The 22,771-nt window shown below is 46.4% G+C and carries 17 protein-coding genes, 1 tRNA gene and 1 other RNA gene; 13 read left to right on the top strand and 6 right to left on the bottom strand.

Annotation, left to right across the window (positions count from 1 at the left end):
- Positions 1-16 precede the first annotated feature (16 nt).
- From AC5JPY_RS09790 to AC5JPY_RS09805, 4 genes are all read left to right on the top strand, one after another.
- Positions 17-3,979, top strand: a complete 3,963-nt coding sequence (locus AC5JPY_RS09790; protein WP_443525424.1) for an AAA family ATPase — start codon at positions 17-19, stop codon at positions 3,977-3,979.
- A gap of 213 nt (positions 3,980-4,192) precedes the next feature.
- On the top strand, positions 4,193-5,209 hold the full coding sequence (locus tag AC5JPY_RS09795) for a cell division protein ZipA (protein WP_443525426.1): 1,017 nt from the start codon (positions 4,193-4,195) through the stop codon (positions 5,207-5,209).
- A gap of 282 nt (positions 5,210-5,491) precedes the next feature.
- Positions 5,492-7,612, top strand: coding sequence for an NAD-dependent DNA ligase LigA (gene ligA, locus AC5JPY_RS09800; RefSeq protein WP_493852390.1), 2,121 nt, complete (start codon positions 5,492-5,494; stop codon positions 7,610-7,612).
- Positions 7,613-7,679: 67 nt separating this feature from the next.
- Entirely contained in the window at positions 7,680-8,606 is a 927-nt protein-coding gene (locus AC5JPY_RS09805; protein ID WP_443525427.1) for a Hint domain-containing protein, read from the top strand.
- A 148-nt stretch (positions 8,607-8,754) separates the two neighbouring features.
- Here AC5JPY_RS09805 and AC5JPY_RS09810 read toward each other — a convergent pair whose 3' ends face one another.
- The 3 genes from AC5JPY_RS09810 to AC5JPY_RS09820 all read right to left on the bottom strand — a co-directional run bounded on the left by AC5JPY_RS09810 (position 8,755) and on the right by AC5JPY_RS09820 (position 12,847).
- Entirely contained in the window at positions 8,755-9,324 is a 570-nt protein-coding gene (locus AC5JPY_RS09810) for a hypothetical protein (RefSeq protein WP_443525429.1), read from the bottom strand.
- 267 nt (positions 9,325-9,591) lie between these two features.
- Positions 9,592-9,993 carry a hypothetical protein gene (locus AC5JPY_RS09815; protein WP_443525430.1) on the bottom strand — a complete coding sequence of 134 codons (402 nt, stop codon included), beginning with the start codon at positions 9,991-9,993 and terminating at the stop codon, positions 9,592-9,594.
- A 406-nt stretch (positions 9,994-10,399) separates the two neighbouring features.
- Positions 10,400-12,847 carry a YgiQ family radical SAM protein gene (locus AC5JPY_RS09820; RefSeq protein WP_443525432.1) on the bottom strand — a complete coding sequence of 816 codons (2,448 nt, stop codon included), beginning with the start codon at positions 12,845-12,847 and terminating at the stop codon, positions 10,400-10,402.
- Between the two features lie 478 nt (positions 12,848-13,325).
- Between AC5JPY_RS09820 and AC5JPY_RS09825 the strand changes: the two genes are divergently transcribed.
- Entirely contained in the window at positions 13,326-14,642 is a 1,317-nt protein-coding gene (locus AC5JPY_RS09825; RefSeq protein ID WP_443525559.1) for an ammonium transporter, read from the top strand.
- Between the two features lie 10 nt (positions 14,643-14,652).
- A complete protein-coding gene (locus AC5JPY_RS09830) occupies positions 14,653-15,282 on the top strand; it encodes a hypothetical protein (RefSeq protein WP_443525434.1) in 630 nt (209 codons plus the stop codon).
- Between the two features lie 153 nt (positions 15,283-15,435).
- On the opposite strand, the gene AC5JPY_RS09835 is transcribed toward AC5JPY_RS09830, so the two are convergent.
- The gene (locus tag AC5JPY_RS09835; protein ID WP_493852391.1) at positions 15,436-16,185 is read right to left on the bottom strand and encodes a YidX family protein; all 750 of its coding nucleotides are present in this window, start codon (positions 16,183-16,185) and stop codon (positions 15,436-15,438) included.
- A 146-nt stretch (positions 16,186-16,331) separates the two neighbouring features.
- Positions 16,332-16,799, bottom strand: coding sequence for an Lrp/AsnC family transcriptional regulator (locus tag AC5JPY_RS09840; RefSeq protein WP_443525438.1), 468 nt, complete (start codon positions 16,797-16,799; stop codon positions 16,332-16,334).
- 240 nt (positions 16,800-17,039) lie between these two features.
- Between AC5JPY_RS09840 and rarD the strand changes: the two genes are divergently transcribed.
- Complete coding sequence (gene rarD, locus AC5JPY_RS09845; protein ID WP_443525440.1) at positions 17,040-18,065, top strand: EamA family transporter RarD; 1,026 nt, start codon at positions 17,040-17,042, stop codon at positions 18,063-18,065.
- Positions 18,066-18,223: 158 nt separating this feature from the next.
- On the opposite strand, the gene smpB is transcribed toward rarD, so the two are convergent.
- Positions 18,224-18,700: an SsrA-binding protein SmpB gene (gene smpB, locus AC5JPY_RS09850; RefSeq protein ID WP_057758370.1), complete on the bottom strand. Its 477-nt coding sequence runs from the start codon at positions 18,698-18,700 to the stop codon at positions 18,224-18,226.
- 251 nt (positions 18,701-18,951) lie between these two features.
- Here smpB and coaD point away from each other — a divergent pair, with 251 nt between their 5' ends.
- From coaD to AC5JPY_RS09880, 6 genes are all read left to right on the top strand, one after another.
- Positions 18,952-19,470, top strand: coding sequence for a pantetheine-phosphate adenylyltransferase (gene coaD, locus AC5JPY_RS09855; RefSeq protein ID WP_443525441.1), 519 nt, complete (start codon positions 18,952-18,954; stop codon positions 19,468-19,470).
- 267 nt (positions 19,471-19,737) lie between these two features.
- Positions 19,738-19,986, top strand: coding sequence for a YfhL family 4Fe-4S dicluster ferredoxin (locus tag AC5JPY_RS09860; protein WP_201568453.1), 249 nt, complete (start codon positions 19,738-19,740; stop codon positions 19,984-19,986).
- A 61-nt stretch (positions 19,987-20,047) separates the two neighbouring features.
- Positions 20,048-21,376: an adenosylmethionine--8-amino-7-oxononanoate transaminase gene (gene bioA, locus AC5JPY_RS09865; RefSeq protein WP_443525561.1), complete on the top strand. Its 1,329-nt coding sequence runs from the start codon at positions 20,048-20,050 to the stop codon at positions 21,374-21,376.
- A gap of 2 nt (positions 21,377-21,378) precedes the next feature.
- Positions 21,379-22,107, top strand: coding sequence for a dethiobiotin synthase (bioD, locus tag AC5JPY_RS09870; protein WP_443525444.1), 729 nt, complete (start codon positions 21,379-21,381; stop codon positions 22,105-22,107).
- A 74-nt stretch (positions 22,108-22,181) separates the two neighbouring features.
- Positions 22,182-22,548: RNase P RNA component class A (rnpB, locus tag AC5JPY_RS09875), an RNA gene on the top strand.
- A gap of 121 nt (positions 22,549-22,669) precedes the next feature.
- A tRNA-Met gene (locus AC5JPY_RS09880) sits at positions 22,670-22,746 on the top strand.
- The last annotated feature ends 25 nt before the right edge of the window (positions 22,747-22,771 follow it).

Below are 22,771 nucleotides of genomic sequence, written 5' to 3' on the forward strand. Positions count from 1 at the left end.
TATCAACTGACTATTCATGCGTTTAAAATCCCTAAAGCTGGCAGGCTTCAAATCCTTTGCCAACCCAACGACCTTTACCTTTCGTCATGGTATCACTGCCATCGTCGGACCAAACGGCTGCGGCAAATCCAATGTGATTGATGCCATTCGCTGGGTGCTGGGCGAAACCTCTGCCAAGCAGCTGCGCGGCGGGGCGATGAGTGATGTTATCTTTGCCGGTACGCAGGATAAAACAGCCAAGAGCGTCGCCAGTGTTGAGCTGACTTTTGAGCATACTCAAGATGAGCAGACGGGCATTCGCCATGAGTTTAACTTGTACCAAGAGCTGTCTGTTCGCCGTCAGGTAAATAAAGACGGTCGCTCGGATTACTTCATCAATGGCACACGTTGTCGCCGCCGCGATGTGGTTGATGTGTTCTTGGGGACTGGGCTGGGTGCGCGCAGTTATGCGGTCATCGAGCAAGGCATGATTGGGCGTATTGTTGAATCTAGCCCTGTGCAGCTGCGTGAGTTTATTGAAGAGGCGGCTGGGGTTTCGCGCTATCAGGCGCGCCGCGAAGAGACGCAAAAGAAGCTTGAGAAAACAAGAGACAATCTAGCGCGTTTACATGATGTGCAAAGCGAACTACTGCGCCAACAAAAGACACTGTCTAAACAGGCAGCGAGCGCACAGCGTTACGAAGAAATCTCTCTCAGCTTGGCTGATATAGAGCAGCAGCTTGCCATTCAGCAGCTCTATCAAGCCAAGCACAATCAGCAGCAGCAAAAAATAGCGCATCAGCGAAGTACCGCAGAAGTATCAACGCTGCAAGCTGACTACGATACGCTCAAAGCTCAGCAAGATAAGCTCACTTCCCGTATCAATCAAGAGCAGTGGCTCAAAGACGATGCCCAAAGCGCGCATTACGAACAGCAGCTCAGCTACCAAAACGCCGAGCACCAGTTAAGTGATGCCACATCACAACTGATGGCGATAGAGCAGCAACGGTCTCACTTGGCGCAGCAGCGTGAGCAAGCCCTTACTGACACCGAGCACTTAAAGTCTGAGCAAACTGAGCAGCACAACGCCCTAGACGAACTACGTCCACAGCTTGCTGAGCTAACCAGTAAGCGCGATAATGATAAGCGTAATGAGCAGCCGTTGCAGCGCGCATGGCATGACGCGCAAAACCAGCTGTCACGCTTGCAGGATAAAGCACGCACACTTGAGCAGCAGCAAGCGATTAATGCTCAAGCACAAAAACGCCATCAACAAAACCATGATAAATGGCAACGCCGCGCGCAAAACTGGCAGAATCTCTGGCAGCAGCTACAGCAGTCACTATCATTATCTGACAGTGCTAACACTGGCACAAACCAGGCAGATGATAAGCAAGACTTGAGTCAGGTGCTAGCGCAGCAAGTTACTGAACTGAGCAAACAGCTACAGCAGATTGAACGTCAAAAGGATGGCGTGGACGAACGGCTGTCCGACATGCAGCCGCAAGCACATCATTTGCAGCAAAACCTAAGCACGCAGCAACGCAAGCTAAGCGATGATGAAAAACGCCATGCGCTGCTGGCAGGCGAATACGATACCTTGCATCAGATACTACATCCTAAACCTACACAGCAAGCTCAGCAGAAACCCACAAAGACTGAAGCTACCTCGACAGACAATGTATATAACAATGATCTACAGACTCAGCAATTGGCCGTCGTCACCTTGCGTGAGCAGATTGAGCTGAGTGCAAAAGGGCAAGCGCATGCACAACTACTCGATAATGTCTTAGCGTTATGGCTAGATAGCCATGTACTGACCTCTAACCAACAAGCCAACCAAATCAATCCGTCACACGTTGATCATGTGAATGGTGAGGCTAAAAAAGCCGATAGCTTATGGCAAGTGCTTGCGCCGAACGTCAATGATTTACTAATGTACCAAACCTCACAAAATAAGCCTGCCAATACCAAAGACAAAGCAACAGTTGAAACAGGTCATAGCCATAGCCTGTGGCTGCCTACTGAGCAAAATGAAGTCAAAGACCATGCCTTTGTCAGCGACTTGCCAGAAAATTTGATTGATAAAGTATTGCCATTATCGCAGTTGATTACTCAGCCTTTACTCTCGCTATGGCAGCAATGTTATATATATACGTCGCAGTTTGAAACCATTGAACAGTATGAGATTGATACTCTTGCTGATGTACTAAAGTCATTACCACCATCAGCGATACTACTTACTACCGATGGTTGGATGATCAGTCGTCATGGAACAGTTAATCTAAGTAAGTTTGCTGGTGCTCAGGATGAGCAAAACGATAGCAGTAGCCAGTTCCTCACCCAGCGTTTGGCGCAGCGTACGCGTTTACAAACGTTAGAAGATCTACTCGGTGATCTAGAGTTGAGCATCGAAAATCAGCAAAAAATCATCACCAAAAACCAGCGCGACTATGATGCATTGATGGTCAGTCTAGAAGAAACGCGCGCGCAAGCTGAACAGTTAACCCGTGATAAGCATAAATACCAGCAGCAACTGACGACCGAACGCGCCAAAGCTGAGCGCTTGCAAGCGGATAGCCAGCGTCTGAACGCTGATGAGGTGACGCTTGAGCAGGAAAAGCAAGAACTGGTACAAGAACAACAGACGCTTGCGCAAGAGCAGCAGCATATCGACAGCGAGATCGCTACGCTCACCCCGCAAATAGCAGAGGCACGAGCGACAACCCAGCAATTACAATCTGAGCGCAGTGCGCTAAACCGTGCGCGGCAAGCTGATGATGACGCATGGCAAGCCTTGCAGCTACGTATTCAGCAGCATGAGATACGCCTAGAGAATAATATCAACAGTCTGACGCGTGCAACCGAGCAATATGATAAGTCATTAGAGAACGAACAAAAATTACAGATGCGTCATGAGCAGCAGCAGACCAAACTGCCAGAGCTAAAAGCCGCATTGCAGCGCGCACAGACCGCTCGCGATGCACAGCAAGTATTGTTGAGCGAGCGCGATAGCGTGTTAATGGAACTAAAACAAACGTATGCTCAGCAGCAGACGGTATTTGATGCCTTACAAAATACCTTGCAAATGCAGCAGAGCGCGCTTGCCCAGCATGCAACTGAACTGGCGCTAAGCGCAGCACGATTAGACGATGCCATTGTGCATACGCAAAGTGCCCTAGATGCTTACGCTCGTGTGAGTGATAAATACCAATCACAAGCTGCGCATACACAGCAGCAAAGCATGAGCGTCTCAAACTTATTGGCAGACTTTATCGCTCATGATCGCCGCGTCCGTCCAGACAAAATCGCTGAGCTAGAGTCCGAGCAAGCCAAATTAACCCAGAATTTAAGTAAGATTGGGCCAGTCAATTTGGCAGCAGTGGCAGAGCTGGCTGAGGTCAATGAGCGCCTAGAACCACTTGCTCAGCAGACGACAGATATTGCGGCAAGTATGCAGACGTTGGTCGAGGCGATTGCCTCTATTGACGAGACGACTAAGACGCTATTTATGCAGACGCTTGATGCGGTCAACAACGAGCTGTCCAATTTATTTGCCAAGGTATTTGGCGGTGGACAGGCTAGCCTAACATTGAACACTGACGAGATGCCCACGGGTACGCCAAAGTCAGAGCAATGGCGTGCAGGGCTGACCTTGATGGCGCAGCCGAAGGGCAAACGCAACAGCCGCTTAGCGGTGCTGTCTGGCGGTGAAAAAACCCTTACTGCGCTGAGTTTGATTTTTGCGATATTTAAGCAGCATCCCGCACCGTTCTGTGTGCTAGATGAGGTCGATGCGCCGCTTGATGATGCCAATGTCGCACGCTTTACCAGTCTTATCCATGAGCTGGCAGATGATTTACAGTTTATCTTTATCAGTCACAACAAACTGACGATGCAAATTGCTGATGAGCTAAAAGGTATCACGATGCCCAGTGCAGGCATTTCTACCCTAGTCAGTGTATCGCTCGATGAGGCCGCGCGTTACGTAGAGAGCTAATACAAAAGCCCGACAGCAAATAGGTTATAAGAATCAGAGCAATGCAAATATAATCAATCCATTAGCATAAATGCAAATAAGCTTGACCTTAGCCAAGCATACTGGTTATAAAGTACACAATGTGGTGACGACATAGATTAGCCATGCTAGAATATTGCCATTTATGCTCGTTTGTGTATTCCCTTTTGTTATATATACTAGGATGTATTTATCATGACCGTTATTCAGTTTATATTGATTGCCATTGCCGCGTTTATCGTGCTTGCAGGGCTGTTTATGGTCATTCGCAGTTTTAAGCGCCGCGGTAATGCTGAAGCGGCAGCGGTCAATTATGACAAAAACGGTATTCCTATCATACCGCGTCACGAGCGCAACATCGTTGATCAGCCAGACTTTGATGATACGGTCGCGGGCGAGACGAGTATCGGCCCTGACCGCAGCTATCTCAATGCTGTCGTCGAAGAAGAGCCACTGACTCAGCCTCATACCAATGTCGATGCGCAGCTGACGGCTGAGCGCAATCATGTCGCAGATACCGAGCATGACGTTATAGATGACGCTGACTATGCGCGCTGGCAAGAGGAGCAGCAACGTAGCGATGATACCGAGTTCTTAGCTGCTGCTGACCAAATGCAAGTCGAGCAAGAGCCTGATGCATTCTCAAGCCTGATGTCAGCAACAGATAGTTTGATGCCCTCAATCGACACTGCAGAAGAACCAAGCTTTGAGAATAATAGCCCAGTACTTGATCAGCACCTATCCGCATCTGACGATGATGCGCAAAACGGACCGTTGATCAATGCCAAAGACAACATCAATATCACCATCTTGCCGCACCAGTATCGTGATCGTCCAGCCTCAACTATCCGTGGTCGCGATCTATTAGCGTTGATTGACAAATACGGTCTGCGTTATGGGGCGATGAATATGTTCCATCGCTACGAGCAAAAAGACGGCACTGGTATGCTGTGGTTTAGTATGATGGGTATCACCGATAGCGGCATCGCGCCATTTGATCCGCATAGTGTTGCCACCAACACTTACAACGGCGTAGTCGTATTCTTATCATTGCCGCATCCACAAGCCGTGCGTAGCTTCGATAGCATGATGAGCATTGCTTATATGATGGCAAGCGATCTAGACGCGATTATGCTGGATGAAGAGAACGAACCAATCACCCCTGAGTACAAGCAGCAGCTGCGTAATCAAGTTCGTGATTATGAAGGCTAAGGGCTTAAAAGCTACGAAAGTTAAAAGCTGACTAGCATAAGCAATCATAAAGAAGGCAAATAGCGATTAACGTTATTTGCCTTTTTTAGTGGGCTCTAGTTTCTGCAAGATTCTAGAGTTGGTTAAAGATAAGTTAGATACAAGCAAAGTGAGTGTAAGTACTACACATAGTAGACTGAGCGAGCCTGAGACAGTATCTGATTTATATCGGATTGACTATACCGAGCATCCTGCAAACTTGTTATCATATCGGCATCTTGAATGACAAAAAAGACGCCGACTATGACTGACGCTACCTCATCAAATAATTCTAAAAATCTATCTGCTCAAGTAGAAAACCAAATTCCTGCGACATCTAATACAGCCAGTTCAACCGATAGTAGCAGCAACAATACAGAGATTGTCTCAAAAATGCGGTCGCTGATCGACGCGATCAAAACGCATAACTACGCTTACTATGTACTCGACAATCCGTTATTAGAAGACAGTGAATACGATCAACTGCGTCGCTCATTGCTAGAAATCGAAGAAGCCTATCCAGACCTGATACAACCTGACAGTCCGATTAACCAAGTCGGTGATATGCCGCTATCTGCCTTTACTCAAGTCACGCACGACATTCCGATGTTATCGCTGGGCAATGTCTTTGAATATGATGATTTGCGCGACTTTATGCGCCGTGTCAATGATCGCCTGAGCGTCTCGCAGCAAAACCCTGAATACGAGATGGAGCTAAAGCTTGACGGACTGGCAGTCTCACTGAAGTATGAGCACGGCAAATTTGTGCAAGCGGTCACGCGCGGTGACGGGCAGACAGGGGAGGACATTACGCAAAATGCCAAAACTATTCGTAATCTGCCATTATGGATTGCCGATGCGGCTGATATTGCGCTGTTAGAAGTGCGCGGTGAAGTACTGATGCCAAAGGCAGGGTTTGAGCGTCTCAATCGATTGGCGGAAGAGAGTGAAGGTAAAACCTTTGCCAATCCACGCAATGCCGCCGCTGGTAGCTTACGTCAGCTAGACCCAGCCGTGGCTGCCAGTCGTCCACTCGCATTCTATGGCTATTCGGTCAATCAAGGATTGCCTGAAAATATCGACACCCAATCAGGTGCGCTGGCGTGGCTCACCGAGCTTGGCTTTACCGTCAGCGCCGTAGAAGTGGTCGCCAACCCACGCGCCGCGCAGACCTATTATGAGTCTGTGATAGAAGGTCGTGGCGATTTGCCGTTTGAGATTGATGGTATGGTGATCAAGGTCAATAGCCTTGCGCTACAGCAGCAGCTTGGCTTTTTATCCCGTGAGCCGCGCTGGGCAACCGCTTATAAATTCCCTGCCGAAACCGTCATGACGCGTCTCAACGATATCGAGTGGCAAGTCGGTCGTACGGGTCAAATCACGCCTGTCGGTAAGCTTGAACCTGTCAAAGTTGGCGGCGTCACCGTCAGCAATGTCACCTTGCATAACTTTGGTGAGATTCAGCGTCTGGATGTACGAGCAGGCGACACGGTCAGTGTCCATCGGGCAGGTGATGTCATCCCCAAAGTCACACGCGTCTGGCACGATCAGCGCCCAGCCGATAGCAAGCCAGTAACCTTACCTTCGGCTTGTCCTGTCTGCGACTCGCCTGTGGTGCTGCCAGAAGACGAAGCATTGGCACGCTGTACGGGCGGACTGTTTTGCCCAGCACAGCAGACTGAGGCGCTCATTCACTTTGTCTCGCGCCGTGCGATGGATATCGATGGACTTGGCGCGAGTTGGCTCATTAGCTTCTTTGAGCATGGTCTGGTGAAAACGGTCGCTGATATCTATCAATTGCACAACCATGCGGATGAGATGGTCACCTTTGAGAAACTGGGGGAAAAGTCCGTCCAGAATATCATCAATGCTATCGAAGCGAGCAAGCACACGACATTGGCTCGCTTTATCTACGCGCTGGGTATTCGTGGTGTCGGTGAAGGTACAGCACAGAACTTTGCTCAACAGTTTGGTGATTTAGATAGTCTAATGTCGGCCAGTATTGAGACCTTGATAAAAACGCCAGATGTCGGTGAAATCACTGCCGAGCTGACCTATAAGTTTTTCCGCGCGCCGCACAATATCGAAGTCATCACAGCGCTACGTGAAGCTGGCGTCCATTGGGATAAAGTTGAGCAAGTCGCATCCGAAGGGCTGCCACTCGATGGGCAAACGTGGGTCATCACGGGAGCGCTCGATAGCATGGCGCGTGATGAAGCCAAAGCCAAACTACAAGCGCTGGGTGCAAAAGTCTCGGGCAGTATCTCTGCCAAAACCACGGCGCTACTGGCAGGAGATAAGGCTGGCTCTAAACTAACCAAAGCGGAAAAATTGGGCGTTAAAGTGGTAGGTGAGGAAGAGTTCTTGATTATGGTTAGAGAGTAGATTTAGCTTCAACTGAGATTTATAGATGCGCTGGGCGCTACCACTTGCAAACATTGGATGATGCTTTATGAAAACAATAATACAAGATGCCAGCCAGCGCGAAATTGGTTGTTTTGTTAAAGGAACATCAGTCAGAGTAGAGGGTCCAAATAGGTTTAGCTATAAACCGATACAAGATATCGAAGTGGGTGACAAAGTACTCTCAGCAGCTGAAAATGGTATCGGAGAGCCTGTCTTTAAACGAGTGACCAAAACCTTTAAGTTTGAAAACAAAGAGATATGGTACGTTGGATATATCGATATCACTAGACCCGCTCTAACAGATATAGATGATATACAGGACATTCATTATGCGATGTTACCAAACCATGTTGGTGTCACGCCAAACCATCCCGTTATGGTCGTGGGTAAAGGATATCATACTGATCGAGATCGTTCACTTATTGGACCGCCAAAGGATTTAGCGTTATTTGATATACCTGAATGGAGACGTGCAGATCAGCTAACGTTTGGGGATATACTAGTGAATCCAGAAAATGGTAATCATTATGCAGTGATAGCTGCTAAACCATTATACCAGTACGGGAGTGATCAGGTCGGTAATATGGCATGGATGCATGCCACACCTTATTATACTCATGCTGTGGAAGATATTGAAGGTATGGAGGAAAGCCTAAGTAAAGGCACGCTATTTGATATGGACAATATTCGTAAAACTTTTGGTCAGTTTCAAAAAACGGATATTTCTTGCGCTAACTACAATATCACCACTCATGATGATGGTACAGAGTCTTATATTCCTTATACCACGACGGTATATAATCTCGAAGTTGAGGACTATCACACCTACTGTGTCGGTGGTTTTAATCAAATTATGGTTTATAATACCAACTGCGGTACTGATAACCCCGAAAATTTTCTACTTGAATATATTGCGCCCAAACGTATGCTTGGCGATGGTTATGCTGACTTGAATATGGACGGACGCAAGTGATGGAACGTAGGGTGCGCTCAGCGCACCTAGAGAAATAAACTACTCTAATTTATCTGAAAAATGCTAAAAAAACCCAATTGAATCATTACCCCAGACTTCTACATAAAAACCTTGCCGTATATATAAAGATGAGATATATCTTAGCCTTCTACTCCACCATTTCCCCATGCGCCTTCGCCTCACCTTTTTTACCATCAGGTTTGATCTCAATGGGCAATACCAGTCCTTTGGCAAAGTCATCAGACAGCACATAATCATAGCTGCTGGCAGTGATATCGGGCGTGGTATGAATGATAAGCGTCATCTCATTGCCATCGGTCAGCTCATGTGAGACATAGGTTTCGCTCAGCTGATCCAAGACTTTAGACAGTGCTTCATTACTTGCCATGCTGATAGTGAGGTTGTGCTGTGAGGTCGCCGCATCCACTTTGAAAAACTCAGCATAGTCTCGGACGTTTTGACTATCGATTGCAAACGGATACTTGTAGTTGGTGGGGTCAGCAGGCTTTGTACCGTTGTCTACCAGTGACCAGTCTACCGTGTCGGCAGTCGGTTTTCCTTCTGATGTCGATGGCTCGGCTGCGGTATCTGCTGTCGCCACTTTGTTCGCTACTTGGTCGGTGGTATCAACAGAAGAGTCGGTAGCGTTATCGCAGGCTGTCAGCGCCCACATACTTGCCGTTGCGATTACCATCATACTTATCAGACGCTTAGCCATCGAGTTATCCTTTTCATCACTGATCATCATTGATTTGCTCTAACTGCTATTTTGACAGCTTTCTTGATGGTTCTCTAGCAAAAAGCGTCAGTGACCAGTTTTTGAGCTAATGCTAGAGCTGGAACGGATAGATGTAGTTGTTCTCATAACCACAGCCCTAGAGCCATAATCATAGTCACGAAACTATCGATCAAACAGGTATAAAAAAGCAGCCACTATCTAGTGACTGCTTTATTTTTTAATAGGTTTCTGCTTATCTTTGATGGACTAGATTTGGCAGTTTACTTTGTATTCTTTTCCATTTGCCCATTTCATTGCAAAGATACCTTTGTCTTCTTTCATGTGCCATGCATAGATGACTTCTGGGTTTGAGTCGTTGACATAGCTTGCAACGTCACCCTTGATACCGCCGTTCAAGACGACTGGCTGCTCTGCCCATTTTACTTTAGGTAATGTGGCATTGACCATGACTTGCTCTTTATTGATAGATTGCTTTGCCATGATTTTGCTGCCGTCAGTACAGGTGTAGGGTGCTGGCGCCATGCGATCATAAGCCGCGGTTACCTTTTCTGTGACGGGTGTATCAGTGGTTTCTGGAGCCGTCGTAGCACAAGCGCTCAATAGGGCAAGGGCTGGTAGGGCGGTTGCGATTTTAGTTATCATGTTCATGGTTCTCTCCAGAGTTTGTCACTGATGTCATTCGATTATATTTATTTAGGTAGGTAGCCTATGAGGGTTATAGTAGCGAAAACGAACTATTTCAGTGTTAGAAATTGTTTATTACCTGTTAGCTTGGTTACCTAATCCGTGACTAATGTAACTTATGATTCTAGATGTCCTTAATCCTGCGCACTACTAACCCTAGGTGCCATGAGTTCTAGGTGTTTTTAATCGTAAATACTACCAACTGCATATGTTCTATAAAGTAAAGGCAGTAAATCAAAAACACCGATTATAGTGGGTGGTACTGCTAAGTTTGTTCATAAAAAAGCGCCTATCAACGAATTGTCGATAGACGCTTTTTTGATTAACTAAACACGCTCTAAACTGAGCATGTTCTTTTATATCGTTAACGCTACTTGGTTTTGCGCGGTGGCAGACCAGTATGCTGGGTTTGGAAGTTGCCTTTACTGACTTTTTTCTTGGTATTTTTTCCGGCAGCGTTTTTGCTTGTGCCAGCACGGTTTGAGGCGTTGTTGCTACGCTTCACCGAATCATTACCTAGGCGACTGTTCTTTTTGCGCGCTGACTGATAGCTGTCTTGCGCCGCGTCACGCCCTTCTAAACTGGCGTTAAATGGTGGAATCAAGCAGCCACGGTTTTTACCAATCAGATCGCTACGGCCCATGTCTTGTAGCGCTTTACGCAATAACACCCAGTTTTTTGGATCATGATAGCGCAGGAACGCTTTGTGCAGTTTACGCTGTTTGCCAGACTTGACGATATCCATGTCACCTTCATCACGGCTAACCTTGTGTAGCGGGTCTTTGTGCGTGTGATACATGGTGGTCGCGGTCGCCATTGGGCTTGGATAGAATGCCTGTACTTGGTCGGCACGGTAGCCATTATTTTTGAGCCACAGTGCAAGGTTCATCATGTCTTCATCTTTGGTACCCGGGTGGGCGGCGATGAAGTAAGGAATCAGATACTGCTCTTTGCCTGCTTCTTGACTGAACTGCTCAAACATCGCTTTGAATTGATCATAACTGCCCATACCCGGCTTCATCATCTTCGATAGCACGCCTTCTTCAGAGTGCTCAGGGGCAATCTTGAGATAACCGCCGACATGATGGCTGACCAGCTCTTTGACGTATTCAGGGTCTTTTACCGCCAAATCATAACGCAAGCCAGACGCAATTAGGATTTTTTTCACGCCTTTGATATCACGGGCTTTGCGATAAAGTTTGGTCAAGTTACTGTGATCGGTCAGCAAATTTTCGCAGACATCAGGATAGACACATGACGGCTTACGGCAGTTCTTTTCAATAGTCTCATCCTTACAGCTCAGACGATACATATTGGCCGTTGGTCCGCCAAGGTCAGAGATCACGCCAGTGTAGTTAGGGGCGGTATCACGAATCGCTTCGACTTCGCGCAAGATCGACTCTTCTGAGCGGTTTTGAATAATGCGCCCTTCGTGCTCAGTGATCGAACAGAACGTACAACCACCAAAACAGCCACGCATGATATTGACCGAAAATTTGATCATGTCATAAGCAGGGATACGCGCATCGCCATAGCTTGGGTGTGGCAGGCGGGCATATGGCAAGTCAAACACATAATCCATCTCTTCTGTCGAGAGGGGAATCGGTGGCGGGTTCAGCCAGACATCGATAGAGGTATGCGAGTTACCCGCACCGCTACTATGACGCTGTACGAGCGCGCGAGCGTTACCCGGATTGGTTTCCAAATGCAAGATACGGTTGGCGTGGGCATAGAGCACAGGGTCAGATTTGACGTGCTCATAATCAGGCAGACGAATCACCGTTTCTTCACGTGGCGGCATCTTAATCTTATGCTTACGGGCGGTTTTTGGCTTATCAAAGCCACGCATTTGTACCACTTGCGTCTCTTCGTCGACTTGATCGACATTGATAACTTTATTGGCAACTGGTTCTGCGACAAAACCCTGATACTGTGACGACATTGATGACGGCATCGCTTGCCCAACAGGTGAATCTGATGGTTTGTTCTGCTCAATTGAGCAGCTATCAACGTCTTCGGTCATGACATACGGGTTGATGATAGGATCGACACGGCCAACGGTATCGACATCGTTACTGGCGACTTCTGTCATGCCTGCTTGCCAATGACGGCGAGTCGGAGTCAATAGATAAGAGGTACCGCGCAATTTACTCATTTGCTCGAAGCTATAGCCTTTTGACAGACCATGTACCACATCGACAATGGCACGCTCCGCATTACCATAGAGTAAGACATCAGCACGCGCATCCAGAAGGATACTACGGCGGACTTTGTCTGACCAATAATCATAATGGGCAATACGGCGTAAGCTACCCTCGATACCGCCTAAGATGATCGGTACATCAGGATAGGCCTCACGGCAACGCTGACTATAGACGATAGCGGCGCGATCAGGGCGTTTGTTGGCGACGTTGCCAGGAGAGTAGGCATCATCGCTACGGATTTTGCGATCGGCTGTATAGCGGTTGATCATGCTGTCCATGTTGCCTGCGGTCACGCCATAAGCATAGACCGGCTTGCCAAGCTCCATAAAGGCGTCTTTGCTCTTCCAATCTGGCTGCGCGATGATACCCACACGAAAGCCTTGTGACTCGAGCAAGCGACCGATGATTGCCATACCAAAGCTTGGGTGATCGACGTAGGCATCGCCTGAGATGATGATGACGTCACAAGCATCCCAGCCCAGATCGTCCATCTCTTTGCGGCTCATCGGTAGATAAGGCGCAGGCTCGTAGCAGCTTGCCCAGTGTTTGTCATAATCGTAAAGTGGCTTGGTGCCTTGTTTAAAGGCAGTGCGGGCGATGGTATCGGCAGACATGGGCGGACCTGTTAATTAGAAAATGGCACTAAAAATACGTCCCTTATCACTCAATGATAATAAAGGCGAATGTAAAAGCACTTATTTTAACATGAATCAACCTCACTATGCGACCTATTCTATGACGGGTGATTGCCGATAAGTTATTGATAGCGCGAGATAAACTGCAGTGACAAAGTAAGCCGCCAGTACAGCAGGGTAGCGATAAAAATAACCTAAGCTGAGCAGCAATATCATCAGCGCGACAAACCCATTTCTCACACATTTTCTCATGTTTGTTAGCCGTTCTAATTTTTCTCCACAGATTCTGGCATAGGTTTTGCTCCGACTCTATCAGGGCTTATTTGTGTGCCTCTATGAGTGAAAATGGTGCACCGATAACATTTAAAGGGTTGGATAAGTGTTTGGAGATAAAATGAGAACATCATCTGTTGGGCTAGATGTGACAAAGAAAATATGTGGGTCATTACCGCGTAATATGCTCATGCTGAGTACGCTATTGTTTGGCGCGATGGGCCGCGCACAAGCTGCTGAGGCAGATACGCTAACCATAGCACAGCTGCTCGAATACCAGAACATTGCTTGGATTATCTGGGCTGGGGTGTTGGTGTTTTTTATGCAGGCAGGTTTTGCATTACTAGAGAGCGGATCAGTACGCGCAAAAAATGCAGTAAACGTGATGATGAAAAACTATACCGATATGTGTATCGGTGGTTTGGCGTTTTATTTGGTTGGCTTTGGGCTGATGATGGGCACCAATAGCTCTGGATTTGTGGGTACTGATAACTTTATGCCAACTGCCTTGTCCAATATGGACTGGGCACTGATGTTCTTTCAGATGATGTTTGCGGCGACCGCAGTGACGATTGCGAGTGGTGCGATGGCAGAGCGCGTCTCGTTTTTCGGTTATGCGATAGCGGCTTGTTTGATTTGTTTGTTTATCTATCCTGTGTTTGCCAGCTGGGTCTGGGGCGGCTATTTTGGCGGGTCAGGCTGGCTCGCTGAGCGTGGTTTTATTGATTTTGCTGGCTCGACGGTGGTCCATTCTATCGGCGGCTGGTTGGCACTGGCAGGTGTCTTAGTTATCGGACCGAGACTGGGCCGTTTTGCACCTGATGGGACGCCGCGATTGATCGCAGGGCATAACATGACGCTACTGGCGCTAGGCGGGTTTATCTTGTGGTTTGGCTGGTTTGGGTTCAATGCTGGATCGACCCTGTCTATCACAGGCGATATCGGTCTTATCGCGGTTAATACCTTTGTCGCCGCAGTCAGTGCTGTAGTGAGCTATATGCTGATCTCTCGGACACTGAACAAAGCAATCTTGCTCAGTGATAGTGTCAATGCCAGTTTGATCGGACTCGTGTCTATCACGGCAGGCTGTGCCACAACGACGCCTTTATATTCTATTATTATCGGTGCCGTAGCGGCCGTGGTCTATATATTGTCTACGCAGGCGCTACTAAAGCTCAAGATAGACGATGTGGTCTCAGCAGTGGCCGTACATGGCTTCGGCGGCGTATGGGGTACGCTCGCGGCTGGATTATTCTATACAGGGGATTTATTTAATTTATCACGGCTGGGCGTGCAGGCGCTGGGCGTCGGTGTGGCTTTAGTATGGGCATTAGGGCTGGGTCTTATCATGTATAAGCTGATTGATCTGAGCTTTGGATTAAAGGCGAGCCGTTTACATGAGCAGCGCGGCCTTGATTATACCGAGCATGCAGAGCTGGGTTACCCTGAGTTTCAAAAGCAAATGTTTGATGCTAAAAGTCTAACAGAGCGTCACTTATAGGAGAGAGCTGATGAATACTGATACTCAATCCGTAGACCAAACGGTATCCGCGATGGCAGAGGTGCTGGCAAAATACTTACATCCTGAGGAAGTACGACTGCTGAAGACGCAATGGCTACGGTATCCGGCGGTCTCTGTCAAGATGATGCAACAGTGCGTGTTGGACGCAACCCGGCGCTATCCTGAGCTACAAGCGCACAAATCTGAGATTCGTAAAGGCTTTTGGGATACGCTGCAAGCGAGCAATGAGCAGATAGTGGAGACCGACAGTCATCAAGAGACCATCGATACCCCAGTACCATTGCCTCTCTCTGAGCTGGTATTGGCGTTTTATACGGTGATGGAGACGCTTCGCAGTCAACTAACGACTATCGACAGTCGTAACTTTTTTTTGACCATGCACCAAACTGTCTCGCAAGAGCGCACCTTCAAAGAGCATAGCATTCATATCAAATCATTTTTGGACGGTGATCGTCCATCCATACCTGACAATGAGTATCTTCTCAATAATTTGATTCAGCTTGCTTACGTTTGCTTGTGCGACGTTGCAGGACCTGTTGAGGCAGATGAGATATTGTTCCAAGCCGCACAAACGACCAAGCAAAGTTATCCAAAAGCAGTCGTCGAGAAGTTGTTTTAATAGACCAATTGGGCGCGTTACGGTTGAGTATGGAGTACCTGTCGATAACGTGCCTTTTATAACGTGGCTTTCATGACGTAGTTTCATTATGGAGCTTTCATAACGCACCTTGAAACTTGATACTAGACGATGAGTAGTCTAATAGTTAGCTATTTAATCTAATAACTGAAGCGGGAAAGTAACGACATCGAAGGCGAGGGCAAAGGGTAGCAATACTAGCTTTTGTGCACCATTTGGACCGCTACGAGTGACGACATCTTGCTGAGTCTGTGTATAGAAGCTTACGGTATAAGGTTTGGTCAAGGCGCGATACTTTGACTGAATGAGCCCCAAATTGCTGACTTGCGGATAGATAGCTCCTTTCACAGGCACGCTGAAGCAAAAGCGCTGAGCATTGATACGTTGATCGCTCGCTGAGGTGCATTCTTTACCATTGTTTTGCAAAAAGAACTGATAATCCGCGCGCCCAAACTCATCCTTTAGTTTGGCATAAGACAGCTTCATTTCCCCTTGAAAATAGCCATCGTTGTTCGGTACATAAAAGCTCATGTCATTATCAACTTGAATGTTTTTTTGTGTCAGATTACTCAGTAAGTTCACCATCTCAGTCCCACCTTGGGTGAGTACGTAACTGTTCTTCTCACCCACGATCACCATCGTGGCGTTTGGCATTTTGGGTAATGCCTGCGCTGGGCGACCAAAGGCTATGATTTGATCTTCAGAGAGTATCTGTTTTTCTGTATTAGTCGTGACATACTTGCCACTGTCAAGCAATGAGCTGGTAGCACAGCCTGAGCTGGCTAGTGCTGTCGCGAACAAAGCCCCTGTTAGTATTGCTTTTGGGCGCAGTGATTTTTGTGTGGCATGCATATCCGTGCCAGTAGAGTTTGTGTCGTTAGTCATGAGTAGGCGTCCTTGTCTATAGAATGAACCATCGATATTTTACTGCTTATCTAACTTTTACTATATCGTACAGGGATTAGCGACCACTTATCTACTTGTCACCAGAATTTATAAGAAACACCATCGCGTTAGACAGATAGGGGTTATCAGTCCAACGTAATTTTCGTCCCACTCTTGGTAAAGTTCATCACAAATTGGCTTTTAAAATTACGGACATTGTTTTCGTACGTCAGTAAGCTGCGGGTGAACTGATGATAGTCGCTCATATTTTTGGCATTGACCATCAACATAAAATCAAAATCGCCCGAAACCTCATAACAGCTCATGATACGTGATTGTGCGTCCATCAGTCGCTCAAACCGATGCTGCATTGAGGTGTTAGAGCGCTCTATTTCTATCATGACCACCGCTGTCAGACCGTAGCCTACTTTGTCAGGATTGACGATGGCGACTTGTTTGCTAATTACATCATGATCTATGAGTGCTTGTATACGCCGCTGAGCCGTTGCAATAGACACATGCACTCGCTCTGCGACAGTTTTAAGCGGTAATGTCGCATCATCTTGCAGCAAGTTCAAAATAGCTTTATCAGTATTATCTAAAATATAACTCATCTCAGGATATCCTTAATAGCAGAGAATTTAATGATTTTATAAAAATTATCACTAAAAATACTAATATAAGAAAATAATAATTTATATACCATGAATATGATAATTTTATTCATTTATTTGTTTATATAGAGATAATATCTCAAAACAATTAAGTAAAATAGACCATATCAATCAGAGCTACTCAAAAATGAGAGTAAGCGGTTGGGTCTTTACTGTCTATCAATACTTACGGTGCTTATCATGTCTATCTCAATGCTCTCCAATGTATTCGCTAATACGCTAGCAACGACTGCTGCACGTTTGCCATTAGCTGCGATTTGGACGGTAGGTAACACACAGCAACGCACTCTGATATTAGGGGTGTCTTTTGCCATATTATCCAATGTGCTATTTGGCGTCCTCTATGCGTATAGCAGTTTTTTGGCGCCATTATCAGGGACGCAGGTTTTCATCTGGCGCATGCTCGCGATGTGGGCAGCGTTGGTCGGATACTTAATAGTGAGTGGACGTCTAGGATTGCACGTTGATAAATTGAAAGTGCTCAAAGGCGCTAAACAATGGGCTTGGTTGCTACTGCCTACACCGATATTTCTGAGCCAGTTTTGGTTGTTTATGTGGGCGCCAGTCAATGGACAAGGTGTACAAACCGCGATGGGATACTTCTTATTCCCACTGATGATGGTGGTGTTTGGTTGCGTGCTTTTTGGCGAAAAACTCAGTCGTTTGCAATGGCTGGCAGTAGCCTTTGCTGCATTGGGTGTGGGTAGCGAAGTTATCCGTACGCAGAGTGTTTCTTGGGCGACGCTATGGGTGTGTAGTACTTATCCTATTTATTACATCTTACGCCGCATGCAAGGAACCGGTGCTGTAACGGGGTTGTTGGTCGATTTAACGATATCTGCGCCCTTTGCTTTGGCTTACTTATTCTTTTTTGCCCCAAACAGTGTAGTGATGGTTAGCGGCTCTGGTTTCTTTATCATGATGCTTATAGGATTGGGTGTGCTCAGCGTCTTGGCGATGAAGACCAATATTGATGCCAGTCAAATGCTACCCGTTAATGTTTACGGCATGATGAGCTATCTAGAGCCTGCATTGCTATTTATTTTGGCAGTGACCGTGCTGGGTAATCCTTTTGAGTCAGCGATGATCTATAGCTATGGTCTGATTTGGTTGGGTATTGCCTGTCTGATTGCGCATGGTGTTAGGCAGTTGCGTCAGGCTAATAGAAAGACAGCGTTGTCGATAGATGAGCAGGTCGCACAATAGAGCAGATGGTTGATGGTTACAAAAGCTATTAATTAGTAGTGTGCATTAGAGGTGATGAGCCATAAGATGTCATAAGAAGTGAATAATATACAGTGGACAATAAAAAGGACGGCTCAATATTTACTGAGCCGTCCTTTTCTATTTAGATTGAATACCACTTAATCTAAATGCTGTTTGAAGCCGCGCTGCTTATCACGTTCCCAGTCACGATCTTTTAGCGTTTTACGCTTGTCATGCTGCTTTTTACCCAAGGCTAGACCAATTTGACATTTCACCAGTGAGTTTTTCCAGTAGCAAGATAGCGGTACGCAAGCATAACCTTTTTGGTTGATTGCCCCAGATAGCTTTTCAATCTCACGACGGTTCAGTAGCAGTTTACGGGTACGAATGCTGTCTGGACTAACGTGCGTTGAGCTAGATAGTAATGGCTGAATGTGCGCACCGAACAGGAAGGCTTCATTATTGCGGAATATGACGTACGCTTCGGTAATCGTCATCTTCCCTGCACGAATGGCTTTTACTTCCCAACCTTGTAATGCCAGTCCTGCCTCAAAGGTTTCTTCGATAAAATACTCATGACGCGCCTTTTTATTGGCGCAAATCTGATTATCAGGTTTTTTTGATTTTTTTGACATAATTTCTCCATAAGGTTTGCCCGACATGCGAGCGCCTTATCTGATCAGTCCTACTAATTCCTCATCCTAATCCAATATATAGTCTTAAACTTTACTTAGATAATAAGACAGATGAGTCGAACCGCCTATTGTATCAAAGCCTCTAGTGAAAAGGTAAATCAGCTGTTAGGACAAATGTAGCAGATAAGTATTAAGTTTGAGCAAAATTTGCTAGCATATGGCCTAATATCACCGATTATATCAGTCATGCTATGAGCCACTCTATTTCTTCTAACTCCTCAAAGCTACATACCAAAATCCTATATCCTGGCACTTTTGATCCTATTACCAATGGTCATGTGGATCTGGTTACACGCGCCGTCAAGCTATTTGATGAGGTCGTAATCGCGGTTGCCTCAGGGCATCATAAAAAGCCCCTGTTCAATTTTGAAGAGCGGGTCGCCTTGGTCGAAACCGTATTTGCGGACTTACCGCAAGTCTCTGTGATTGGCTTTGAAGGGTTGCTTGTCGATTTCATGCGCGAAAAGCACGCTACGGCAGTGTTGCGTGGATTACGGGCGATGTCAGATTTTGAGTACGAGTTTCAACTGGCAAATATGAACCGCGAGCTAGACGAAAACTTTGAAGCAGTATTTTTGACCCCATCTCAGAACTACTCGTTTATCTCGTCTACCATGATTCGTGAGATTGCCAAGCTTGGCGGTGATGTTAATAAATTCGTCCCGCCCTGTGTTTTGCAAGCATTCGACAAAAAGCTAAATATTAAATAAAAGACGCTGCATTAAAGATAAGCTGCTAGCACTTGCTAAAACAGTAAGGAGCAGCCATATAGGAATAGGGCTTGTCCCTATTCTAAAAATAGTGATAAAAATTAGACAAATCGCAGACAAACAAGAAAAATAGTGCAGACAATACCGAGATATTGCCCAGTTATTTGACGCCGTTTGTCAAAGATTTAGCCATTTTTAGCCCATTTAGTGATAAACGTTTGAATTAGGGACAAGCCCTAATACGAGTAAAAATATAAGGAGCAGTTTATGGCACTATTAATCACTGATGAGTGCATCAACTGTGATGTGTGTGAGCCCGCTTGTCCCAATGAGGCCATCTCAGAAGGCGATGATATCTATGTCATCGACCCAGATTTATGCACAGAATGTGTCGGACATTTTGACGAGCCACAGTGCGTGGTGATCTGTCCGGTTGACTGTATCCCTCACGATCCCAATCATATCGAAACAGAGAGTGATTTATTGTCTAAATACAAGCGAATTACGGGTCAATAAAACATTGATAAGCGATTGATGACGTTTGGATTTACAACGTTTTGGGGACACCACGATGACCATGGAAACAACAACCACGCAAACAACAACCACCAAACCAATTCAAGTAGCAAGTGAGTTCGATCAGCGACATCTTTGGCATCCATATGCCAGCCTGCCACCCACTTATTCTAATATCGTAATCGATCGCGCTGAAGGCATTTATATCATCACTGAAGACGGCACACGCCTGATCGATGGCATGTCGTCATGGTGGGCGAGCGTCCATGGCTACAATCATCCCAAGCTAAACGAAGCGCTGACCCAGCAGTTGAGTAAAATGGCGCATGTGATGTTTGGTGGGTTGACCCATCAGCCAGCGATCGATCTTGGCAAAAAGCTACTCGATATTGTACCTGCTGGACTTGATGCGATTTTTTATGCAGATAGTGGCAGTATTGCCGTAGAAGTGGCACTAAAAATGGCATTGCAATATCAAGTGGCTGCTAAGCGTCCATTCAAGCAGCAGTTTGCGTCAACCCATTCAGGGTATTACGGAGACACGTGGCATGCCATGAGTGTCTGCGATCCTGTTAATGGTATGCACAGCCTGTATGGCAAGCAATTACCGATGCAGCATTTTGTTCCAGCACCGCCGCTTGGCTTAGATCGCGCATTGACAGTAGATGAGCATGAATCATTAGCTCAGTTTTTTGTCGAGTATGGTGCGCAGCTGGCGGGATTTATCATTGAGCCAATTATTCAGGGCGCAGGCGGAATGCGTTTTTATAGTCCTGAATATCTACAATTGCTGCGTCAACTGTGTGATGAGCATGATGTGCTCTTGATTGCCGATGAAATTGCCACTGGGTTTGGACGTAGTGGTAAATTATTTGCGTGTGAACATGCTTGCATCAGCCCTGATATCATGACCATTGGCAAAGCGCTGACGGGTGGCTATATGACCTTTGCGGCAACTTTGTGTACTCGTCATATTGCCGATACCATTCATAATAGTAATTATCCAGCGCTGATGCATGGTCCAACCTTTATGGGTAATCCACTGGCTTGTGCAGTGGCATGTGCATCTATTGATTTGATCCTGTCTTATGATATCGAAGCGCGTACCGCAAACATGCAGACTATTATGGAACAGCAATTAGCGCCTGCCGCGTTATTAGAAGGTGTTGCTGAGGTTCGTTGTTTGGGCGCAGTTGCTGTGATTGAGTTGCATGACGCGGTCGATATGCCCATTTTTCAATCCTTATTGATTGATAATGGTATTTGGGTTAGACCGTTTGGTAAGCTGGTGTACATCATGCCACCTTATGTGATTACTGATGACGAGCTGACTACCTTATGCCAAGCACTCCTAAAAGTGGTGCGTACGTATTTAGAAAATCGAGGTTGACCATGAGCGTGCTATTTGTATCTGGCATTGATACCGATATCGGTAAAACCTATGCTACCGGACTGCTTGCTAAAGCGTTGATGCAGCAAGGTGTAAATGTCATGACACAGAAACTGGTGCAAACAGGCATCAGTAAACAAGCAAATGGCGAACTAGGCATCGCAGATGATATCTTAAGCCACCGCAAGTTGATGAAGATTCCGCTGCAGCCTTGTGATTTAGATTTTACCACCTGTCCTTATCGCTACGAGAAACCTGCCTCACCGCATCTTTCTGCTGCATTGGCAAACCAGCCCCTAGATATTCAGATGATTACTGAAGCCACCAAAGCATTGCAAGCCGATTACGGTATGGTGTTATTAGAAGGAGCAGGCGGCTTATTAGTTCCCATTACTACTGAATTATTGACCTTAGATTATATTGCGGAGCAAGACTATCCTATTGTCTTGGTCACCTCCGGTCGGTTAGGTAGTATTAATCATACGTTACTGAGTTTAGAAGCCATAAAATCGCGCGGATTAACGGTGCATAGTATAATTTATAATCACATTCATGACGATGCTGAGCAAACGGATGCTGAGATTACAAACAGTACCATTGATTTTTTACAAGCCTATTTGGCTCATCATTATCCTAAGGCGCATTGGTTGCAGCTCCCGTATATAGAAATTGCTAGCACCGATACAATATCGAGCGACTGTTGTTTGTCTTTACCAAAAGATTTTATCTAAGTTATTTGTGCTGTCTTTGAAAATAAATTCAAAAGATAGTCGCATGCCCTTATAAGTTTGCTATACTAGCGCGCTTGGTAGACTAGGCGATCGCCGCTGCACACTGGCAACAGATGAGCAGGGGAGGAAAGTCCGGGCTACATAGGGCAGCGTGCCAGCTAACGGCTGGGCAGGGTAACTTGACGACAAGTGCAGCAGAGAGTAGACCGCCTTTAGTATCTTAGGGTATTATCGGTAAGGGTGAAAGGGTGCGGTAAGAGCGCACCGCGTGAATGGCAACATCTCACGGCATGGTAAACTCCACGCGTAGCAAGACCAAATAGGCATCGGCATGGCGCGGCCCGCGTTCGATGCGGGTAGGTTGCTTGAGCGTATTAGCGATGATACGCCTAGAGGAATGATCGTCCACGACAGAACCCGGCTTATCGGTTTACCAAACCTTTTTTATTGTTTGTGGTAGTAATCGTTGCAATTAATCTGAATTACATTCATTTTTTTGCAAAAAATGCCCATTAGGGGTTGACGGCAGTCAACAGCTTGGGCATAATGTGCAGCCTAAAACGGCGATGTAGCTCAGCTGGTTAGAGCGCATGACTCATAATCGTGAGGTCAAGAGTTCAAGTCTCTTCATCGCCACCATATATAGCAGTACTTGCAATATCAA

Source organism: Psychrobacter sp. H27, from assembly GCF_059072655.1.